This is a genomic window from Streptomyces sp. NPDC085524, from assembly GCF_044541755.1.
GTDB lineage: Bacteria > Actinomycetota > Actinomycetes > Streptomycetales > Streptomycetaceae > Streptomyces.
Genome location: NZ_JBITTH010000022.1, coordinates 93,433 through 110,064, shown reverse-complemented (window position 1 = coordinate 110,064; position 16,632 = coordinate 93,433). Strand labels below are relative to the sequence as shown.

The window sequence follows — 16,632 nt, the reverse complement described above, 5'->3', positions numbered from 1 at the left end:
GACGGGGTCTACGAACCGGCCCAGAGGCCGTCCGGGGTCAGGCCGAGCAGGTCGATCGCGTTGCCGCGCACGATGCGGTCCACTACGTCCGGGGCCAGGTGGCCCATCTGCGCCTCGCCGACCTCGCGGGACTTCGGCCAGGTGGAGTCCGAGTGGGGGTAGTCCGTCTCGTAGAGGACGTTGGCGACGCCGATGGAGTCGAGGTTCTTGAGCCCGAAGGCGTCGTCGAAGAAGCAGCCGAAGACGTGCTCGGCGAAGAGTTCCGACGGCGGCCGGTGGACCTTGTCCGCGACGCCGCCCCAGCCGCGGTTCTCCTCCCAGACCACGTTCGCGCGCTCCAGGATGTACGGGATCCAGCCGATCTGGCCCTCCGCGTACATGATCTTCAGGTTCGGGAAGCGCTCGAACTTGCCGCTCATCAGCCAGTCGACCATCGAGAAGCAGCAGTTGGCGAAGGTGATGGTGGAGCCGACCGCCGGCGGGGCGTCCGCGGAGGTCGACGGCATCCGCGAGGAGGAGCCGATGTGCATGGCGATGACCGTGCCGGTCTCGTCGCAGGCCTCGAGGAACGGGTCCCACTCGTCCGTGTGGACGGACGGGAGGCCGAGGTGCGGGGGTATCTCGGAGAAGGCGACGGCGCGCACGCCGCGGGCGGCGTTGCGGCGGACCTCGGCGGCGGCGAGGCGGGCGTCCCACAGGGGGATCAGGGTGAGGGGGATCAGACGGCCCTGCGCTTCGGGGCCGCACCACTCCTCCACCATCCAGTCGTTGTACGCGCGGACGCCGAGCAGTCCCAGCTCGCGGTCCTTGGCCTCGGTGAAGGTCTGGCCGCAGAAGCGCGGGAAGGTCGGGAAACAGAGCGCCGACTGGACGTGGTTGACGTCCATGTCCGCGAGGCGGTCGGGAACCGAAAACGATCCCGGGCGCATCTGCTCGTAGGTGATGACTTCCAGTTTGATCTCGTCGCGGTCGTATCCGACGGCCGTGTCGAGGCGGGTGAGCGGCCGGTGCAGGTCCTCGTACACCCACCAGTCGCCGATCGGGCCGTCGTCTCCCTTGGCTCCCATGACGGGGGCGAACTTGCCGCCGAGGAAGGTCATTTCCTTCAGGGGCGCGCGGACGATGCGGGGGCCGGTGTCCTTGTACTTGGACGGGAGCCGGTCCCGCCAGACATGGGGGGGCTCCACCGTGTGGTCGTCCACCGAGATGATCTTCGGGAAGGTCTCCATGGCCCCTACGGTAGCGCTGATCTGACGAACCGTCAGCTAGTTGGGGGCCGATCGCTCCGGGACGGGCTGACGTGTACGCGCAAGACAGGGCAGACTGACCCTTACACCGACGGAAGGCAGGGGGAGGACAGATGGACGGCGTACCGGCCATCCCGAGCCCACGGCGGCACCCCGGTACGGCCCGGCGCGCCCCTGCGGCTACAGCCGCACCCGAAGCAGGTCCGGGAGGCCCTCCCGAGACGGCCCCTGCGGCCACCACCGCGCCCGGACCGGGAACCCCTCCGTCGGCCGCCGTCCCCGCCGGCACCACCGCACCCCTCGCAGGCCCTGCGGCCCCCGCCCCGGGGACACCGAGGCCGGTGCCGGCGGCCGCGGGCACCACGCCCTCCGGCCGGGCGGCCACCCCCGGCACCTCGGGCCCCGGCCCCGCCCGAGGCACGGCCGCAGGCCCACCGCCGCAGACCGGCACCGCGCCGCAGACCGGCACCGCGCCGCAGACGGGCACCACCCCCACCGGCACCGCGCCGCGGGCCCGCACCGCGCCGCGGGCCCGCACCGCGCCGCACCCCGGGCCCGCCGTCACCCCGGGCGCCGCCGGCGATCCGGCCGCCCGGGAGTCCCGGTTCTCCGTGCTCGGGCCCATCCGCGCCTGGCGGGGCGGCGACGTGCTGCCCTCCGGGACGCCCCAGCAGCGCGCCCTGCTCGCCGCGCTGCTGCTGCGCGGCGGACGCACCGCCACCGCGCCCGAACTCATCGACGCCATCTGGGGCGAAGACCCGCCGCAGCAGGCCCTCGCCACCATCCGCACGTACGCCTCCCGGCTGCGCAAGGTCCTCGACCCCGGGCTGCTCGTCTCCGAGTCCGGCGGCTACGCCATCCGCCTGCGCTCCGCCGCCACCCTCGACCTCGGCGTGGCCCGCAGCCTCGCCGACGACGCCGAGGCGGCCCGCGAAGCCGGCGACCGCGCCCTCGCCCGTACGCTCCTGGCCCGCGCCCTCGACCTGTGGGACGGCGAACCCCTCGCCGGAGTCCCGGGCCCGCACGCCGAAACGGAGCGCACCCGGCTGGAGGAGTGGCGCCTGCAGCTGCTGGAGACCCGGCTCGACCTGGACCTCGAGGTGGGCCACCACGCGGAGGCCGTCTCCGAGCTCACCGCCCTCACCGCCGCCCACCCGCTGCGCGAGCGCCTGCGCGAGCTGCTGATGCTCGCCCTCTACCGCAGCGGCCGGCAGGCCGAGGCCCTCGCCGTCTACGCCGACACCCGCCGCCTCCTCGCCGGCGAGCTCGGCGTCGACCCGCGCCCCGAGCTGTCCGCCCTCCAGCAGCGCATCCTGAACGCCGACGCCGACCTGGCCCGCGCCGAGGACCCGGCGCCGGCCGCCGCGCCCGTCCACGTGCGGCCCGCCCAACTCCCGGCGACGGTGCCCGACTTCACCGGCCGCACCGGCTTCGTCGAGGAGCTCGGCGCCATCCTGGCCGGCGGCTCCCAGGACCAGGTCATGGCCGTCTCAGCGCTCGCCGGCATCGGCGGCGTCGGCAAGACCACCCTCGCCGTGCACGTCGCCCACACCGCCCGCTCGCACTTCCCCGACGGCCAGCTCTACGTCGACCTCCAGGGCACCGAGCCCCGGCCGGCCGAGCCCGTCGCCGTCCTCGGCTCCTTCCTGCGCGCCCTCGGCACCCCCGACTCCGCCATGCCGGACACCGCCGACGAACGGGCCGCGCTCTACCGCTCCACCCTGGACGGCCGCCGCATCCTGGTCCTGCTCGACAACGCCCGTGACGCCGCCCAGGTGCGCCCGCTGCTGCCCGGCACCGCCGGCTGCGCCGCCCTCGTCACCAGCCGGGTCCGCATGGCGGGCCTCGCCGGGGCCCATCTCGTCGACCTCGACGTGATGAGCCCCGAGGAGGCCCTCCAGCTGTTCACCCGGATCGTGGGTGCGGAACGGGTCGGGGCCGAACGCCAGGCCGCCCTCGACGTGGTCGGCGCCTGCGGGTTCCTGCCACTGGCCATCCGCATCGCCGCCTCCCGCCTCGCGGCCCGCCGCACCTGGACCGTGTCCGTCCTCGCGGCGAAGCTCGCCGACGAACGCCGCCGCCTCGACGAGCTCCAGGCCGGCGACCTCGCCGTCAAGGCCACCTTCGAACTGGGCTACGGCCAGCTGGAGCCCGCCCAGCAGCGCGCCTTCCGGCTGCTCGGCCTCGCCGACGGGCCCGACATCTCCCTCTCGGCGGCGGCCGCCGTACTGGACCTGCCCGAGTACGACACCGAGGACCTCCTCGAGGCCCTGGTCGACTGCTCCCTGCTGGAATCCGCCGCCGCCGGCCGCTACCGCTTCCACGACCTCGTACGCCTCTACGCGCGTGCGTGCGCGGAACGCGACGAGCAGCCGCCCAGCAGCCGGGACGCCGCCCTGGACCGGCTGCTGGACTTCTACCTCGCCACCGCCTCCGGGGTCTACGCCCTGGAACGCCCGGGGGACCGGCTCCCCGCGCACCTCTCCGACACCCACTACCCCGGCCTGGTCTTCCCCGACTCCCGCGCCGCCATGGACTGGCTCTACCAGGAGGCCGACCCGCTGCTCGGATGCGTACGGCAGGCCTCCGTACGGGGCGGCGGGACGCCGGTGCTGCGGCGGGCCGTCGACCTGCTGTGGGCGGCGAAGGACCTGGCCGAGTCCGGGGCCAACTCCCGGCAGTACGAGTCCGCCGCCATCGCCCTGCGCGACGCCGCCCGGGCCGCGAAGGACCCGTACGCCGAGGGCCGGGCCCGCACCACCCTCACCAACGCCCATCTCGTCGCGGGCCGCTTCGCGGAGGCCGACGACGAGGCCCGCCAGGCCACGGCCCTCGCCCGGGAGGCCGGCGACCCGCTGCCCAGCTGCTGGGCGCCCAACGACCGCGGGATCATCGCGCTCTACCAGGGGCGGCACGCGGACGGCGAGCGCTACCTGCTGGAGGCCATCTCGAACTTCCGCGCGGACGCCAACTACGTCGGCGAGGCCAGCGCCCTGTGCAACCTCTCCCGGATCCACGTGGAGCTCGGCCGGCTCACCAGCGCCATCGACCTCGCCCAGCAGGGCATCGCCATCTACGACCAGATGGGCCTCACCCTGCGCCTGGCCAACGGCCGCTACGCGCTGGGCATCGCCCTCACCCAGGCGGGGCGGCACGCCGAGGCCCTGACCCAGCTCAACGAGGCGCTCGCGCTGTTCCACGACAACCGCCAGCCGCTGTGGGAGGGCATCACCCACTTCAGGCTGGCGGAGGTGCACCTGTCGGCCGGGCGGGCGACGCAGGCGGCCGCGCACGCCGAACAGGCCGTCGCCTTACGCGTGATGGGCGGCGAGTGGCGCCGGGCGTGCGTCCTGATGGTGCTCGGACGGGCACTGCGGCGGCTGGGGCAGCGGGACCGGGCGCGGGCGTGCTGGCGGGACGCGGAGGCGGTCTTCGCGCAGCTGGGCTCGTCCGAACTGGCCGAGGTGCGAGCGCTGTTGGCGGCCGAGATCGCGGCCTGAGCCGACCGGGACTGTCCTGAGCTGTCCTGACCTGCACGATCAGGCGCTGAATGAGACGTTCATCGTTCGTTTATCGCCTCGCGTCATCGTAGGTACATCGACTCGTCGCGTCGGGGGGCACGCGGGTCGGCTGGACAACCCGTTCGGCGGTCCGCGGGGGAATCGCCGAACGGGTCCCGACCCACCATCAGGAGTGCGCGATGACGACGAACGAGAACATCCTGCCGGGCGACGGCGACATCAAGCCGATGGACAACCACGCCACGGGCATCGAGATCAAGCCGCTCGACAACCACGCCACCGGCGAACCGCTCACGACGGCTCCGGCCGACGAGGAGATCGTGACGCTCGACAACCACGCGACCGGCACCCTGCCGTAACGACGGCGCGGACCACGGGGGACCCACGGGGGTACGGGGGTACCGGGGACCCAGGGGTACGGGGGAACGGGGGAACGGCGGCCGCGGTGGCCCGGAGGGGGAGCCACCGCGGCCGCCGCATTTCCACGTCCGGGGACGGCGGGATCAGCCCCGCGGGAGGAGCCGTTCCCCTCCGCGTGCGGCCTCCAGCAGTGCCGGTGCGAACCGCTCCGGTTCCTCCCGCGCGGTCAGCGAGGCTCCGGCGGCCAGGCTGGTGTGTGCCGCTCCCACCACTCGTTCCCCCATGGTTGACCCGGAATGTTCCCTTCGGCGTACGTCGGTCTTTGCCGGGCGCGGGGAAGGACGAAGGTCCCGGAATCCCCGCCAAGGGGCTCGCGATCACTACCCTGGGGACGGTGTTCTCCTCCCACGGGCCGAGCGTCCGCGAACTCGCCGCGCAGGCCCTCACCTCGGTCGAGCGGGGCTACGACCTGCTCGCGCCGAAGTTCGACCACACCCCCTTCCGCACCCCGGACCGGATGCTGGACGCCGTGGAGGAGACCCTCGCCCAGCGGGAGGGCTCCTTCGGCGCCGGGCTGGACGTCTGCTGCGGCACGGGCGCCGCGATCGGCATGCTGCGGCGGCTGTGCCGGGGGCGGGTGACCGGGGTGGACGTCAGCGCGGGCATGCTGGCCGAGGCCTCCCGTGCGTACGCGGACGGGAGCGCGGACGGGCGCGTGGACTTCGTACGGGCCGACGCGCGGGCGCTGCCGCCCGCGCTCGGGGACTCGTACGACCTGGCCGTCAGCTTCGGCGCCTTCGGCCACTTCCTGCCGGCCGAGCGTCCCGCGCTCTTCTCCGGGGTGCACCGGTCGCTGCGCCCCGGCGGGGTCTTCGCCTTCCCGATCGGCGCGCCGGTCCCGCCGAGCTCGCCGCTGTGGTGGGCGGTGGCGGGGTTCGACGCGGCGATGCGGGTGCGCAACGCGGTGTGGCGTCCGCCCTTCGTCATGTACTACCGGACCTTCCCGCTGAGCGGGGTCCGGGAGGACCTGCGGGCGGCCGGCTTCACGGTGGAGACCGTGCCGCTGGAGCACTTCGGGCGGCAGCCGGGCGGCGCCCCGCGGTGGAGGCTGGTCCTGGCCCGGCGCCGGGAGGGGCCGGGCGGGCCGAACGCCGGTACCGAGGGTCCCGGCTGAGTAGGCCGGCCCAGGACCCCCTGGAGGAAACCATGGCGCCGGGCTCCCCGGGCTCCCCGAATGGATGTTCCCGCCCCGAGCTGGACACGGTCACACGGGCCTACGTCGCCACCGGGATCCACCGCGAGTGGCCGAAGGTGTCGGTGCCGTTCCCCGCAGCCATCGACCTGGGCAGGCTCGTCCCCTGACTCAGCGGGTGCGGAGTTCGCGTTTGAGGACCTTGCCGCTCGCGTTGCGCGGCAGTTCGCCGACGAACTCCACCTCGCGCGGCACCTTGTAGTTGGCCATCTCCCGCCGGGACCAGGCGATCAGGTCGTCGGCGGTGAGGGTGGACCCGGGGCGCCGCACGGCGTACGCCTTGCCGACCTCGCCGAGCCGGGGGTCCGGGATGCCGACGACGGCGACGTCGGCGATGTCCGGGTGCAGGCCGATGAGCTGCTCGATCTCGGCGGGGTAGGCGTTGAACCCGCCGACGATGAACATGTCCTTGATCCGGTCGGTGATGCGCAGGTTGCCGTGCGCGTCCTTGAACCCGACGTCGCCGGTGTGCAGCCAGCCCTCGCCGTCGATCGTCTTCGCGGTCTCCTCGGGGTCCTCGAAGTACCCCTGCATGACGTTGTGGCCGCGCACCAGGATCTCGCCGACCCGGCCGGCCGGCTGCGGTCGGCCGTCGGGGCCCGCGATCACCACCTCGGTGTCGGGGATGGCCCGTCCGGAGGTCTCCGCGATGACCTGCGCCGGATCCCCCTGCCGGCACATCGTGACGATGCCGCTGGCCTCGGAGAGCCCGTACGCGGTCAGGACGGTGGCGATGCGCAGCTCGCTGCGGAGCCGCTCCACGAGCTGGAGCGGGACCACGGCCGCGCCGGTGACGACCAGGCGCAGGGCCGAGAGGTCGTGGTGGTCGCGCTGGGGGTGGTCGAGGAGCGACTGGTGCAGGGTGGGCGGCCCGGGGAGCACGGAGATCCGCTCGGCGGCGACGTTGGCGAGGACGGTGTCCACGTTGAAGACGGGCTGCGGGACCATCGTGGCCCCGCGCATCAGGCAGGCGATGATCCCCGCCTTGTAGCCGAAGGTGTGGAAGAAGGGGTTCACGATCAGGTAGCGGTCGCCCTCGCGCAGTCCGGCGAGCTCGCTCCACACCTCGTAGCAGCGCAGGGACTGGGCGTGGGTGATGACGGCGCCCTTGGGGCTGCCGGTGGTGCCCGAGGTGAAGATGATGTCGGAGGGCGCGCCGGGGGGAATCGATTCCGCGCGCTCGCGGACCGCCGCGGCCGGGACGGCGTCCCCGCCGGCGAGGAAGTCCTTCCAGGTGCGGAAGGACTCGGGCGCGTCCTCGGCGAGGACGACGACCTGCTCGAGGTGCGGCAGCCCGGGCAGCGGGCCGCCGCCGGGGCCCTCGGCGGCGGCGCGGCGCAGCGAGGCGACGTACGAGGTGCCGAGGAAGGTCCCGGTGACGAACAGCAGCTTCGCGCGGCTGCGCTGCAGGACGTACGCCGCTTCCGCGCCCTTGAAACGGGTGTTGAGCGGGACGAGTACCGCTCCGGCCGAGACGGCCCCGAGTGCGGAGACGATCCAGTCCAGGGTGTTGGGGGCCCAGACGGCGACCCGGTCGCCCGGTTCCACCCCGGCGGCCATGCAGGCGGCCGCGGCGCGCTCGACGCGCTCGCCGAGCTGCGCGTAGTCGATCCTGACGCGGCCGTCGACGACGGCCTCGCGGTCGGCGTACCGTACGGCTGCCTCCCGGACGAGCCCGGCGATGCTGCGCCGGCGCAGGTCTGCTGTCACGTCCTCGAGCCGGTCGTCGCGCCCGTCGTCGCCCATCCGTGCCACCCTCCCGCGAACCCAGTAGCTGACTATCCGTCAGATTAGCTGTAGCCTTCGCGGCTGTCAGCAGTACCGGTGCACCCCTCACCCACGGAGGTGGCGATGGCGGCAACGCTCAAGGACGCTACGGCGATAGTCGGCATCGGCCAGACGCCCTTCGCCAGACAACTGCCGCAGACCGAGAAGGAACTGGCCTGCCGGGCCATCCTGGCGGCCCTCGACGACGCCGGCATCGACCCGTCCGAGGTCGACGCCTTCTCCTCGTACACCATGGAGGAGACCGACGAGGTCGAGGTCGCCAAGGCCATCGGCGCCGGCGACGTCACCTTCTTCTCCAAGATCGGCTACGGCGGCGGCGGTTCCTGCGCCACCGTCGGACACCTCGCCGCGGCCATCGCCACCGGCCAGGCCACCGTCGGCGTCGCCTGGCGCTCCCGCAAGCGCGGCTCGGGCCCCCGGCCCTGGAAGAACACCGCCGTCCAGCTGCCCACCCCCGGCCAGTGGACCCGCCCGTTCGGGCTGCTGCGCCCGGCCGACGAGATCGGCATGCTGGCCCGCCGCTACATGCACGAGTACGGGGCCACCCGCGACCACCTCTTCAACGTGGCCATGGCCTGCCGCAACCGGGCCAACGAGAACCCGGCCGCGATGATGTACGAACGCCCGCTGACCCGCGAGATGTACATGACCTCCCGCATGATCAGCGACCCGCTCTGCCTCTTCGACAACTGCCTGGAGACCGACGGAGCCCTCGCCTGCGTGATCGTCTCCGCCGAACGCGCCCGGGACTGCCGCCAGAAGCCCGTCTACGTGCACTCCGCCGCCCAGGGCCTGCCCTCGCAGCACCACGGCATGGTCAACTACTGGAACGACGACCCGCTGAGCGGCCCCGCCTGGACGGCCGCCCGCCACCTGTGGAAGCAGGCCGACTTCGGCCCCCAGGACGTGGACGTCGCCCAGATCTACGACGCCTTCACCCCGCTGATCCCGCTCTCCCTGGAGGGCTACGGCTTCTGCGGGCGCGGCGAGGGCGCCGCCTTCACCGAGGGCGGGGCCCTGGAGATCGGCGGCCGGCTGCCCATCAACACCGGGGGCGGCGGCCTGTCCGAGGCCTACGTGCACGGCTTCAACCTGATCAACGAGGGCGTCAAGCAGCTGCGCGGCATCTCCACCGCCCAGGTGCCGGACGCCGCGACCTGCCTGGTGACGGCGGGCGAAGGTGTCCCGACGTCCGCGATCCTGCTGAGGAGCTGAGCCGGCCATGACCGCATCCGTACCCACGCACGCCCCCACGCCCTCCTCGGCGGAGGGCCTGCTGCTCCCCGTCCCCGACGAGGACGGGGCGCCCTTCTGGGAGTACGCCGCCCGGGGCGAACTCCGCGTCCAGGCCTGCACGGCCTGCGGAGAGCTCCGCTTCCCGCCCCGGCCCTGCTGCCCGCACTGCCGGTCCTTCGACAGCGAGTGGCGGCTGATGAGCGGCCGCGGCCGGATCTGGTCCTACGTCCAGCCGCACCCGCCGCTGCTGCCCGCGTACGCGGCGCAGGCCCCGTACAACGTGATCCTCGTGGAGCTCGCCGATGCCCCCCGGATCCGGCTCGCCGGAAACCTGGTGACCTCCGCCGACGCCCCCCTCGACTCCATGGACCCGGCCAGGCTGCGCATCGGCGCCCGGGTCCAGGTGACCTTCACGACCATCGGCGGGATGGCCGTGCCGCGCTGGATCCTGGAGAAGTCTTGACGCTGCGGGTGGAGCGGGACAAGACGACCGGGGTCGCGGTCGTCACCCTGGACCGGGAGCGCCGGCACAACGCCGTCGACCTGGAGACGGCCGCCGAACTGACCGAGGTGTGGCGGGAGTTCCGCTTCGACGGGGACGTGCGGGCGGTGGTGCTGACGGGCGCGGGGACGGCCGCCTTCTGCACGGGCATCGACCGGGGCGCCGAGGTGCCGCAGCCCGGCTCCCCGTACTCGGTCGACGATCCGCTGGCCGGGATCGGCCCCAAGGCGGGCGACCTGTGGAAGCCGGTGGTCGCCGCCGTCAACGGCATGGCGTGCGGCGGGGCGTTCTACCTGCTGGGCGAGTCGGAGTTCCTGATCGCGTCCTCCTCGGCGAGCTTCTTCGACCCGCACACCACGTACGGGATGGTCAGCGCCTACGAGGCCGTGTACATGGCGCAGCGCATGCCCTTCGGCGAGGCCGCCCGGATGTCCCTGATGGGCACGGCCGAACGGCTCTCGGCGCAGCGGGCGTACGAGATCGGGCTCGTCTCGGAGCTGGCCGAGCCCGGGGAGCTCCTCCCGGCGGCCCTGCGGGCGGCGGAAACCCTGGCCGGCTTCCCGACGGAGGCCGTGCAGGGCACCGTACGCGCCCTGTGGTCGGCGAAGCAGGCCGCCCTCCAGCAGGCCCTCTCCCAGGCACCGGGGCTGATCGCGCTGGGGAACCTGGCACCGCAGCGGCAGGCGGAACTCTTCGCCACCCGGCGCCCGGGGACGGAGTTCCGGCTGCGCTGAGCGGGCGACCCACGCCGGCCGGCGCCGTCCGGGGGGCACCCCGCCCTGTGTCCATATCGTGACGGGTGCGCTAGCTTCTGCTCACTCGACGAGCACATCCGGGCGCGACAGGGGAGGGCGGGCGAAGTGACGTCGAACAGTCAAGCATCCGACCGTTGGCGGGGGTTGACGGGACTCCCGAGGGAGCCGGAGCAGAACCTGCTGGGCAGCTTAGAGGTCTCCCGGGGCCCGTGGATCACAGCGTCCCGGACGTCCGGACACCTGGCGCGGGGCATCACCGACGACCTGTCCTACCTCACGGCCACCCACGAGGGGCTGACCGCGGGAACGGTCGGCCTCTCCGCCGTGACAGCCCTGAGCAGCGTCAGGTTCTCATGGGAGGAGCGCCTCAAGACCATCCGGCAGGAGTGCGCCGACATGGTGGACGCCCTGTGGCTGGCCGCCGTCCAGCAGGGCGAAATCGACGGGCAGATAGGCCGTACCCTGCAGAACGCGGTCCGCGACCGGCTCACGACGGAGGGGTGACGGCGTGCTTTCCCTGCCCGCCCTGCGCGACCTCAGACTGACCGAGCTCACCGAGGCGGCCGACGGCTGGCGGAAGGTGAGCGGCCGGGCCCACGCCGCACGGCAGCGCATCGAGTCCGAGATGATGAAACCGCTCAAGGACACCCAGGTGAGCGAGGCGGCCACGGCCGCCTACCACCGGCTGCGCCTGGTCAAGGAGAACTTCCAGTACGTGTACACCGAGTGCGCCCTGATCGAGACCGCGCTCAGCGGACTGGCCACAGAGCTCGAAGGCCCCAAGCTCAAGCTGACCCGCGCCCTGGAGGACGCCCAGCAGGCCGGCTTCACCGTCCTCGACGACGGCGGAGTGGGCTATCCGGCCGCGGGCACGCCGGACGCCGACGGCACCTTGCCCGAGGGCGGAGTCGTACGGGGGCGCCAGCTCAAGGACCCGTTCCGCGGCCCCGGGGGTGACTACGGCAGTGGCGACAACCCGAACGAGAAGCGGGCCCGCGCGTTCGCCGACACCATCTGGAGCGCCCTGAAAGAGGCGGGCGAGATCAACGACCAGTACAAGCGAGCCATCGAGAAACTGAAGGCAGAACAAGGTCTCAAGATCGACTCCAGTACCTGGGCCGACGTCAGCGGCGACATGACGGCCGTGCATCAGGCCGCCGACGACGCCATGAAGTCCCAGATCCCCCTGGACAAGCCGCCCGCCGAGCGGCTGGAGTGGTGGAACGGCCTCGACGCGGAGGCGAGGACCCGGTTGCTCGCCGCATACCCGGATGTGATCGGGAACATGGACGGCATTCCCACGGCCGTACGAGATCAGGCCAACCGCGAGTACCTGCCGATCCTGATGGCCAAAGTGGAGGCGAAGGCCGCCGGCGACAGCAAGGCACAAGCCCAGTTGCTCGCGCTCCGGGAGATCGACCGCAAGCTCAAGTCCGGTGACGTGCCGCCGATGTTCCTGATCGGGATCGGTGACCAGGGCAACGGGCGGGCGATCGTGGCGTTCGGGCAGGACCCCGACACCGCGAAGAACGTGTCGACCACGGTCCTCGGCATGAACACCGCGCTGGACGAGGACTTCGCCAAGAAGGACCTGAAGGGCGCCTTCGACGTCGCGTCCGGAGCCCGGGTCCTCGACCCGTCCAGCACCTCGATCGTGTGGCTGGGATACGACGCTCCGCAGAGCGAGCTGGAAGCCGCCGCTCCGTCCTACGCGCAGAAAGCGGCCCCGGGGCTCAACGGCTTCATGAACGGCCTGGTGGCCACCAACCAGCACGGTGACCCGCACCTCACGGTCATCGGCCACTCCTACGGCTCTTTGGTGGTCGGCGTCGCCTCGCAGCAGCCCGGCCGCATCCCCGGGGCCGACGACATCGTCCTGCTGGGCAGCCCGGGCGTGGGCGTGGACAGGGCCGAGGACCTGGGCGTACCCAAGGGGCGTGTGTGGGTCGGGGCGGCCGAGAACGACATCGTCACCCACCTGCCGTCCAAGAGCGGGGTCGGCTGGAAAGCCGGCGAAGTGGTGCAGGACATCGCCACCGGCGGACCGTTCCGCCCGGTGATCCGGGGCGTCCTGGACGAGGTGTTCGGAAGCGACGAGCCCAACGACCGCCTCATCTACGGCCAGGACCCGGCGAGCAAGGGCTTCGGGGCGAACCGCATCCAGAGCGAAGCGGGCCCGGACGAGTGGAAGTGGACCGACCCCAAGATCAAGCCCAATACGGAAGCCCACGGCAGCTACTTCGACCCGGAGACCAACCAGGTATCGGTCGACAGCATCTCAGCGATCGTCGCCGACCAGCCCGGCAAGGTCTCCTACGAGATACCCCGGGGCGCACACTCCGTCCTCGTGCCCGGGCCGGGGATCCGCCAGTGAGGCCCGCCGGCGAGCGGGACCGGCCGATGACCATGCAGCAGGCCGCCGAGCGCGCCGACGCGATCCTCGACGCCACCTTCGCCGCCGTCCGGCCCCCGGTGTGCTGGACCCACCGCGACAGCCAGGCGGGGACGCACGGCACCGACCGGCGCAGGGCCGTCACCACGATCATCGCGGAGGAACGGCTCGGCGGCTTCCTCGGCCTGGTGGAACGGCACTGGACGGGCCGCGGCTACGCGCTGCGCACGACCAGCCGCGACGGGCGGGCCGCCTATTTCGCGACCCCGGACGGGTTCCAGCTGAGCGTCGTCGTCGGTTGGAAGGGGCAGCCCCACTTCCGGGTCACCACTCCGCCCGCCGAACCGTCCGCAGTGGCCCCGCCCACGACCCCGCCCCAGGGCCCCGACCGGCGCCACGAGGAGGTCCCGGAGCCGGACCAGTTCGACCCGTTCTGGTCGGTGGCGGAGCCGCCGCAGGCCGGCACCGCGGCGGGCTGACGGGCCGGGCGGCCGCAAGGCCCCCGAAACGGCTGCGGCCCCGGCCCCCGGTGCGGGGGCAGGGGCCGGCAGGCCGGTCAGGCCGGGGTGGATCAGGCCTCGACGACGCCCGAAGCGGCGATCTCGATCTTGGCGCGGGTGGCGCCCGACGGGGAGCCCAGCTTCTCGATCTGGTCCACGATCTCCGAGCCCTCGACGACCTCGCCGAAGACGACGTGCTTGCCGTCCAGCCACGGGGTCAGGACGGTGGTGATGAAGAACTGCGAGCCGTTGGTGTTGCGGCCGGCGTTCGCCATCGACAGGAGGTACTTGCGGTCGTGCTTCAGCTGGAAGTTCTCGTCCTCGAACTTCTCGCCGTAGATGGACTTGCCACCGGTGCCGTTGTGGTTGGTGAAGTCACCGCCCTGCAGCATGAACTGCGGGATGACGCGGTGGAAGCCGGAGCCCGCGTAGCCGTAGCCGTTCTGGCCGGTGGCCAGCTCGCGGAAGTTGCGAGCCGTCTTCGGGACGACCTCGTCGAAGAGGTTGAAGACGATGCGGCCGGCGGGGGCGCCGTCGATGCTGATGTCGAAGTAAACGTTGCTCATGGGGTCCATCCTGTCACTCCCGGTGCCGTGCGCTACCCGGCGGGGCCGGAAGCCCGTCATCCGGACGTCCGCGTACCCGTCCCCTTCGCCGCGTCCAGGGCGTACACGCAGCGGTCCTTGCTGCACGCGTAGACCACGCCCGCCTCGGCCACCGGCGCGCCCGTGATCTCGCCCCCCGTGGCCAGCTTCCAGCGGAGCTGGCCGCCCGCCGCGTCCAGGGTGTACAGGCAGTGGTCGGCCGAACCGAAGTGCACCCGGCCGTCCGCGACCGCCGGCATGCCGGTGATCTCGCCGCCCGCCGCGAACCGCCACTTCGGGGTGCCGGTGACCGCGTCGAGCGTGTACAGCGCACTGCCCGCACCCAGGTGGATGTTGCCCGCCTCGACCACGACCGGATCGGACGACGAGCGCGCCTCCGTCGCGATGCGCCAGCGGTCCTGGCCCGTGGCCGCGTCCAGGGCGTACACCGTGCCGAGGTAGTCGACGAGGTAGACCCCGCCGCCCGTGACCGCCGCGCCCGGCGCGAACGCCGGGGGCGCCAGGAAGACCGCAGGGGCCTCGAAGTGCCAGCGGACCCGGCCCGAGGCCCGGTCGACGGACAGCACGCGGGTGCCGGCCGCCACGTAGACGTTGCCGTCGGGGCCGGGCGTGACCCGCACCGGGACGTTCCCGCAGGAGCCCGCGTCGCCCACCGGGTACGACCACGACTCGCGGCCGCTGCGGGCGTCCAGCGCGCGCAGCCGGGCGTCCTGCCACACGTACACGGTGCCGTCGTGCAGGACGGGCGCCGCCTCCGGGGTCTCGAAGTCGGTCTGCGCGCCGCTCAGCTGCCACAGCTGCTGGCCGGTGGAGGCCTCCCAGCCCTGTACGCCGCCGCCGCGCGTGGCGGTGACGACCGTGCCCCGCTCGGCGCGCACGGCGTACGCCCAGGACTCGGTGGACAGCCGCCACCGCTCCGAGCCGTCGGTGGCGTCGAGCGCGTAGAGCGAGGGCCCGTCGGAGGCGTGGATGCGGCCGTCGGCGACGGCCATGGCCCAGGCCACGTCCCGGGTCTTGAACTGGCGCCGGCCGCTCGCCACGTCCAGGGCGTGCACCTCGAAGGAGGTGACGTAGAGCAGGTCGCCCGCGACGGTCGGGGTGCCCCACACCTCGTTCGACATGCGGAAGCGCCACGGCCGCCAGCGGCCGCTGTCCGGAGCCGCGCTCGGGGTCGGCACCACCACGCCCGAGGGCGCGGCCGCCGCCGAGCCGCCCGGCGGGCGGACCCAGCCGGTCGCGGAGTCCGCGGCGGAGGCGTGCGCGGCCGGGGCCGACGCGGTCGCCCGCGGCCCGGGCCCGATCGGCACCGGGGAGCCGCCGAGGCGGACGGGCTCGCCCGAGGACACCGGGTTCATCGGCGGGCGGTCCGGGCGCTGCGGCAGGGCCTGCCCGGTACGCGGGTCCACCCACGAGTCGGCGCCGCGCGGGCGGCGGTGCGTGGCCTCGTCGGAACGCGGACCCGAACCTGCGCCGGGACGCGGGTCCGCACCGGGACGCGGGTCCGCACCGGGACGGCGGTCCGCGCCGCGCGGGCCGGGCGGGTTCAGGGACGTGGTCGGAGCCGTGCGGTTCCCCGCCCGCCGGGCCTCGATCATCGCCACGGCACGCCCGGGCAGCCACGCCGAGGCGGTGCCGCTCTCGTCGTCGCCCTCGAAGAGGTGCGGGGCGAGCTGCGCCTGCAGGTCGGCCGGGGTCGGGCGCTGCGTGGCGTCCATCTGCATGCAGGAGTCGATCAGCGGCCGCAGCTCGTCGGGGAGCCCCTCCAGGTTCGGCCCCTCGCGCAGCAGCATGAACACCGTCTCCACCGGGTTCGCCCCGTGGTAGGGCGGGTGCCCGGTGGCGGCGAAGACGAGCGTGGAGCCGAGGGAGAAGACGTCGCTGGCGCCCTTGACGCTGCGCGAGTCCTTCGCCTGCTCCGGCGACATGTAGGCGGGCGTGCCGACGGCGACGTTCGTCATGGTCAGGCGGGTGTTGGAGACACCGCTGGCGATACCGAAGTCGATCACGCGCGGCCCGTCTTCGACAACGAGCACGTTGGACGGCTTCAGGTCGCGGTGGACCAGGCCCGCCCCGTGGATGGACTGCAGCGCCTCGGCGATGCCGGCCGCGAGCCACCGTACGGCCTGGGCGGGCATGGGCCCGCACTCGTTGACGATCTCCTCGAGGGAGGGCGCCGGCACGTACGCGGTCGCCAGCCACGGCACCGCCGCCCGCGGGTCGGCGTCGACCACGGCCGCGGTGTAGAAGCCGGACACGGCGCGCGCCGCCTCGACCTCGCGGGTGAACCGCACGCGGAAGAGCTGGTCCTCGGCGAGCTCGGTGCGCACCGTCTTGATCGCGACCCGCCGTCCGGACGCCGACCGCGCGAGATAGACCAGCCCCATGCCGCCGGCGCCGAGCCGTCCCAGCACCTCGAAGGGGCCGATCCGTCTCGGGTCGTGCTGCGTCAGCTGCTCCACCACTCGCCCCTTCAC

General features: G+C 73.2%; 15 protein-coding genes. 10 read left to right on the top strand and 5 right to left on the bottom strand.

Features of this window, described 5'->3' with window-relative positions; translation table 11 throughout:
* Positions 1 to 8: 8 nt before the first annotated feature.
* A complete protein-coding gene (locus ACIGFK_RS29670) occupies positions 9 to 1,229 on the bottom strand; it encodes an amidohydrolase family protein (protein WP_376660406.1) in 1,221 nt (406 codons plus the stop codon).
* A 359-nt stretch (positions 1,230 to 1,588) separates the two neighbouring features.
* On the opposite strand from ACIGFK_RS29670, the gene ACIGFK_RS29665 reads away from it, so the two are divergent.
* Positions 1,589 to 4,747, top strand: a complete 3,159-nt coding sequence (locus tag ACIGFK_RS29665) for a BTAD domain-containing putative transcriptional regulator (protein WP_400054266.1) — start codon at positions 1,589 to 1,591, stop codon at positions 4,745 to 4,747.
* Positions 4,748 to 4,947: 200 nt separating this feature from the next.
* A complete protein-coding gene (locus ACIGFK_RS29660) occupies positions 4,948 to 5,127 on the top strand; it encodes a hypothetical protein (RefSeq protein ID WP_376662378.1) in 180 nt (59 codons plus the stop codon).
* Positions 5,128 to 5,271: 144 nt separating this feature from the next.
* Here ACIGFK_RS29660 and ACIGFK_RS29655 read toward each other — a convergent pair whose 3' ends face one another.
* Entirely contained in the window at positions 5,272 to 5,397 is a 126-nt protein-coding gene (locus tag ACIGFK_RS29655) for a hypothetical protein (protein WP_376660669.1), read from the bottom strand.
* A gap of 125 nt (positions 5,398 to 5,522) precedes the next feature.
* Here ACIGFK_RS29655 and ACIGFK_RS29650 point away from each other — a divergent pair, with 125 nt between their 5' ends.
* Both ACIGFK_RS29650 and ACIGFK_RS29645 read left to right on the top strand, forming a co-directional pair.
* A complete protein-coding gene (locus ACIGFK_RS29650) occupies positions 5,523 to 6,302 on the top strand; it encodes a class I SAM-dependent methyltransferase (RefSeq protein WP_376660668.1) in 780 nt (259 codons plus the stop codon).
* Positions 6,303 to 6,334: 32 nt separating this feature from the next.
* Positions 6,335 to 6,490 (top strand): hypothetical protein, encoded by a 156-nt coding sequence (locus tag ACIGFK_RS29645; RefSeq protein WP_376660667.1) that lies wholly within the window; start codon positions 6,335 to 6,337, stop codon positions 6,488 to 6,490.
* Between the two features lies 1 nt (position 6,491).
* Here the strand turns inward: ACIGFK_RS29645 and ACIGFK_RS29640 are convergent, their stop codons facing one another.
* A complete protein-coding gene (locus ACIGFK_RS29640; protein ID WP_376660666.1) occupies positions 6,492 to 8,126 on the bottom strand; it encodes a FadD3 family acyl-CoA ligase in 1,635 nt (544 codons plus the stop codon).
* 105 nt (positions 8,127 to 8,231) lie between these two features.
* On the opposite strand from ACIGFK_RS29640, the gene ACIGFK_RS29635 reads away from it, so the two are divergent.
* The 6 genes from ACIGFK_RS29635 (at position 8,232) to ACIGFK_RS29610 (ending at position 13,532) form a co-directional block, all read left to right on the top strand.
* Positions 8,232 to 9,383, top strand: a complete 1,152-nt coding sequence (locus ACIGFK_RS29635; protein ID WP_376660665.1) for a lipid-transfer protein — start codon at positions 8,232 to 8,234, stop codon at positions 9,381 to 9,383.
* A gap of 7 nt (positions 9,384 to 9,390) precedes the next feature.
* Positions 9,391 to 9,867, top strand: a complete 477-nt coding sequence (locus ACIGFK_RS29630; protein WP_376660664.1) for a Zn-ribbon domain-containing OB-fold protein — start codon at positions 9,391 to 9,393, stop codon at positions 9,865 to 9,867.
* Complete coding sequence (locus ACIGFK_RS29625; protein ID WP_400054262.1) at positions 9,864 to 10,640, top strand: enoyl-CoA hydratase/isomerase family protein; 777 nt, start codon at positions 9,864 to 9,866, stop codon at positions 10,638 to 10,640. Before ACIGFK_RS29630 ends, ACIGFK_RS29625 begins: the two co-directional genes overlap by 4 nt.
* A 165-nt stretch (positions 10,641 to 10,805) precedes the next feature.
* Complete coding sequence (locus ACIGFK_RS29620) at positions 10,806 to 11,165, top strand: hypothetical protein (RefSeq protein ID WP_386470797.1); 360 nt, start codon at positions 10,806 to 10,808, stop codon at positions 11,163 to 11,165.
* 4 nt (positions 11,166 to 11,169) lie between these two features.
* The gene (locus ACIGFK_RS29615) at positions 11,170 to 13,035 is read left to right on the top strand and encodes an alpha/beta hydrolase (protein WP_376660661.1); all 1,866 of its coding nucleotides are present in this window, start codon (positions 11,170 to 11,172) and stop codon (positions 13,033 to 13,035) included.
* Positions 13,036 to 13,061: 26 nt separating this feature from the next.
* Positions 13,062 to 13,532 carry a hypothetical protein gene (locus ACIGFK_RS29610; RefSeq protein WP_376660660.1) on the top strand — a complete coding sequence of 157 codons (471 nt, stop codon included), beginning with the start codon at positions 13,062 to 13,064 and terminating at the stop codon, positions 13,530 to 13,532.
* 92 nt (positions 13,533 to 13,624) lie between these two features.
* Here the strand turns inward: ACIGFK_RS29610 and ACIGFK_RS29605 are convergent, their stop codons facing one another.
* Both ACIGFK_RS29605 and ACIGFK_RS29600 read right to left on the bottom strand, forming a co-directional pair.
* Positions 13,625 to 14,119 carry a peptidylprolyl isomerase gene (locus tag ACIGFK_RS29605; RefSeq protein WP_376660659.1) on the bottom strand — a complete coding sequence of 165 codons (495 nt, stop codon included), beginning with the start codon at positions 14,117 to 14,119 and terminating at the stop codon, positions 13,625 to 13,627.
* Positions 14,120 to 14,175: 56 nt separating this feature from the next.
* Positions 14,176 to 16,620, bottom strand: a complete 2,445-nt coding sequence (locus ACIGFK_RS29600) for a PQQ-binding-like beta-propeller repeat protein (RefSeq protein WP_376660658.1) — start codon at positions 16,618 to 16,620, stop codon at positions 14,176 to 14,178.
* Positions 16,621 to 16,632: the final 12 nt, after the last annotated feature.

Coding starts and splice junctions, on each gene's coding strand:
- ACIGFK_RS29630 (WP_376660664.1), top strand. CDS start 9,391: ATGACCGCATCCGTACCCACGCACGCCCCCACGCCCTCCTCGGCGGAG.
- ACIGFK_RS29660 (WP_376662378.1), top strand. CDS start 4,948: ATGACGACGAACGAGAACATCCTGCCGGGCGACGGCGACATCAAGCCG.
- ACIGFK_RS29605 (WP_376660659.1), bottom strand. CDS start 14,119: ATGAGCAACGTTTACTTCGACATCAGCATCGACGGCGCCCCCGCCGGC.
- ACIGFK_RS29670 (WP_376660406.1), bottom strand. CDS start 1,229: ATGGAGACCTTCCCGAAGATCATCTCGGTGGACGACCACACGGTGGAG.
- ACIGFK_RS29640 (WP_376660666.1), bottom strand. CDS start 8,126: ATGGGCGACGACGGGCGCGACGACCGGCTCGAGGACGTGACAGCAGAC.
- ACIGFK_RS29645 (WP_376660667.1), top strand. CDS start 6,335: ATGGCGCCGGGCTCCCCGGGCTCCCCGAATGGATGTTCCCGCCCCGAG.
- ACIGFK_RS29635 (WP_376660665.1), top strand. CDS start 8,232: ATGGCGGCAACGCTCAAGGACGCTACGGCGATAGTCGGCATCGGCCAG.
- ACIGFK_RS29610 (WP_376660660.1), top strand. CDS start 13,062: ATGACCATGCAGCAGGCCGCCGAGCGCGCCGACGCGATCCTCGACGCC.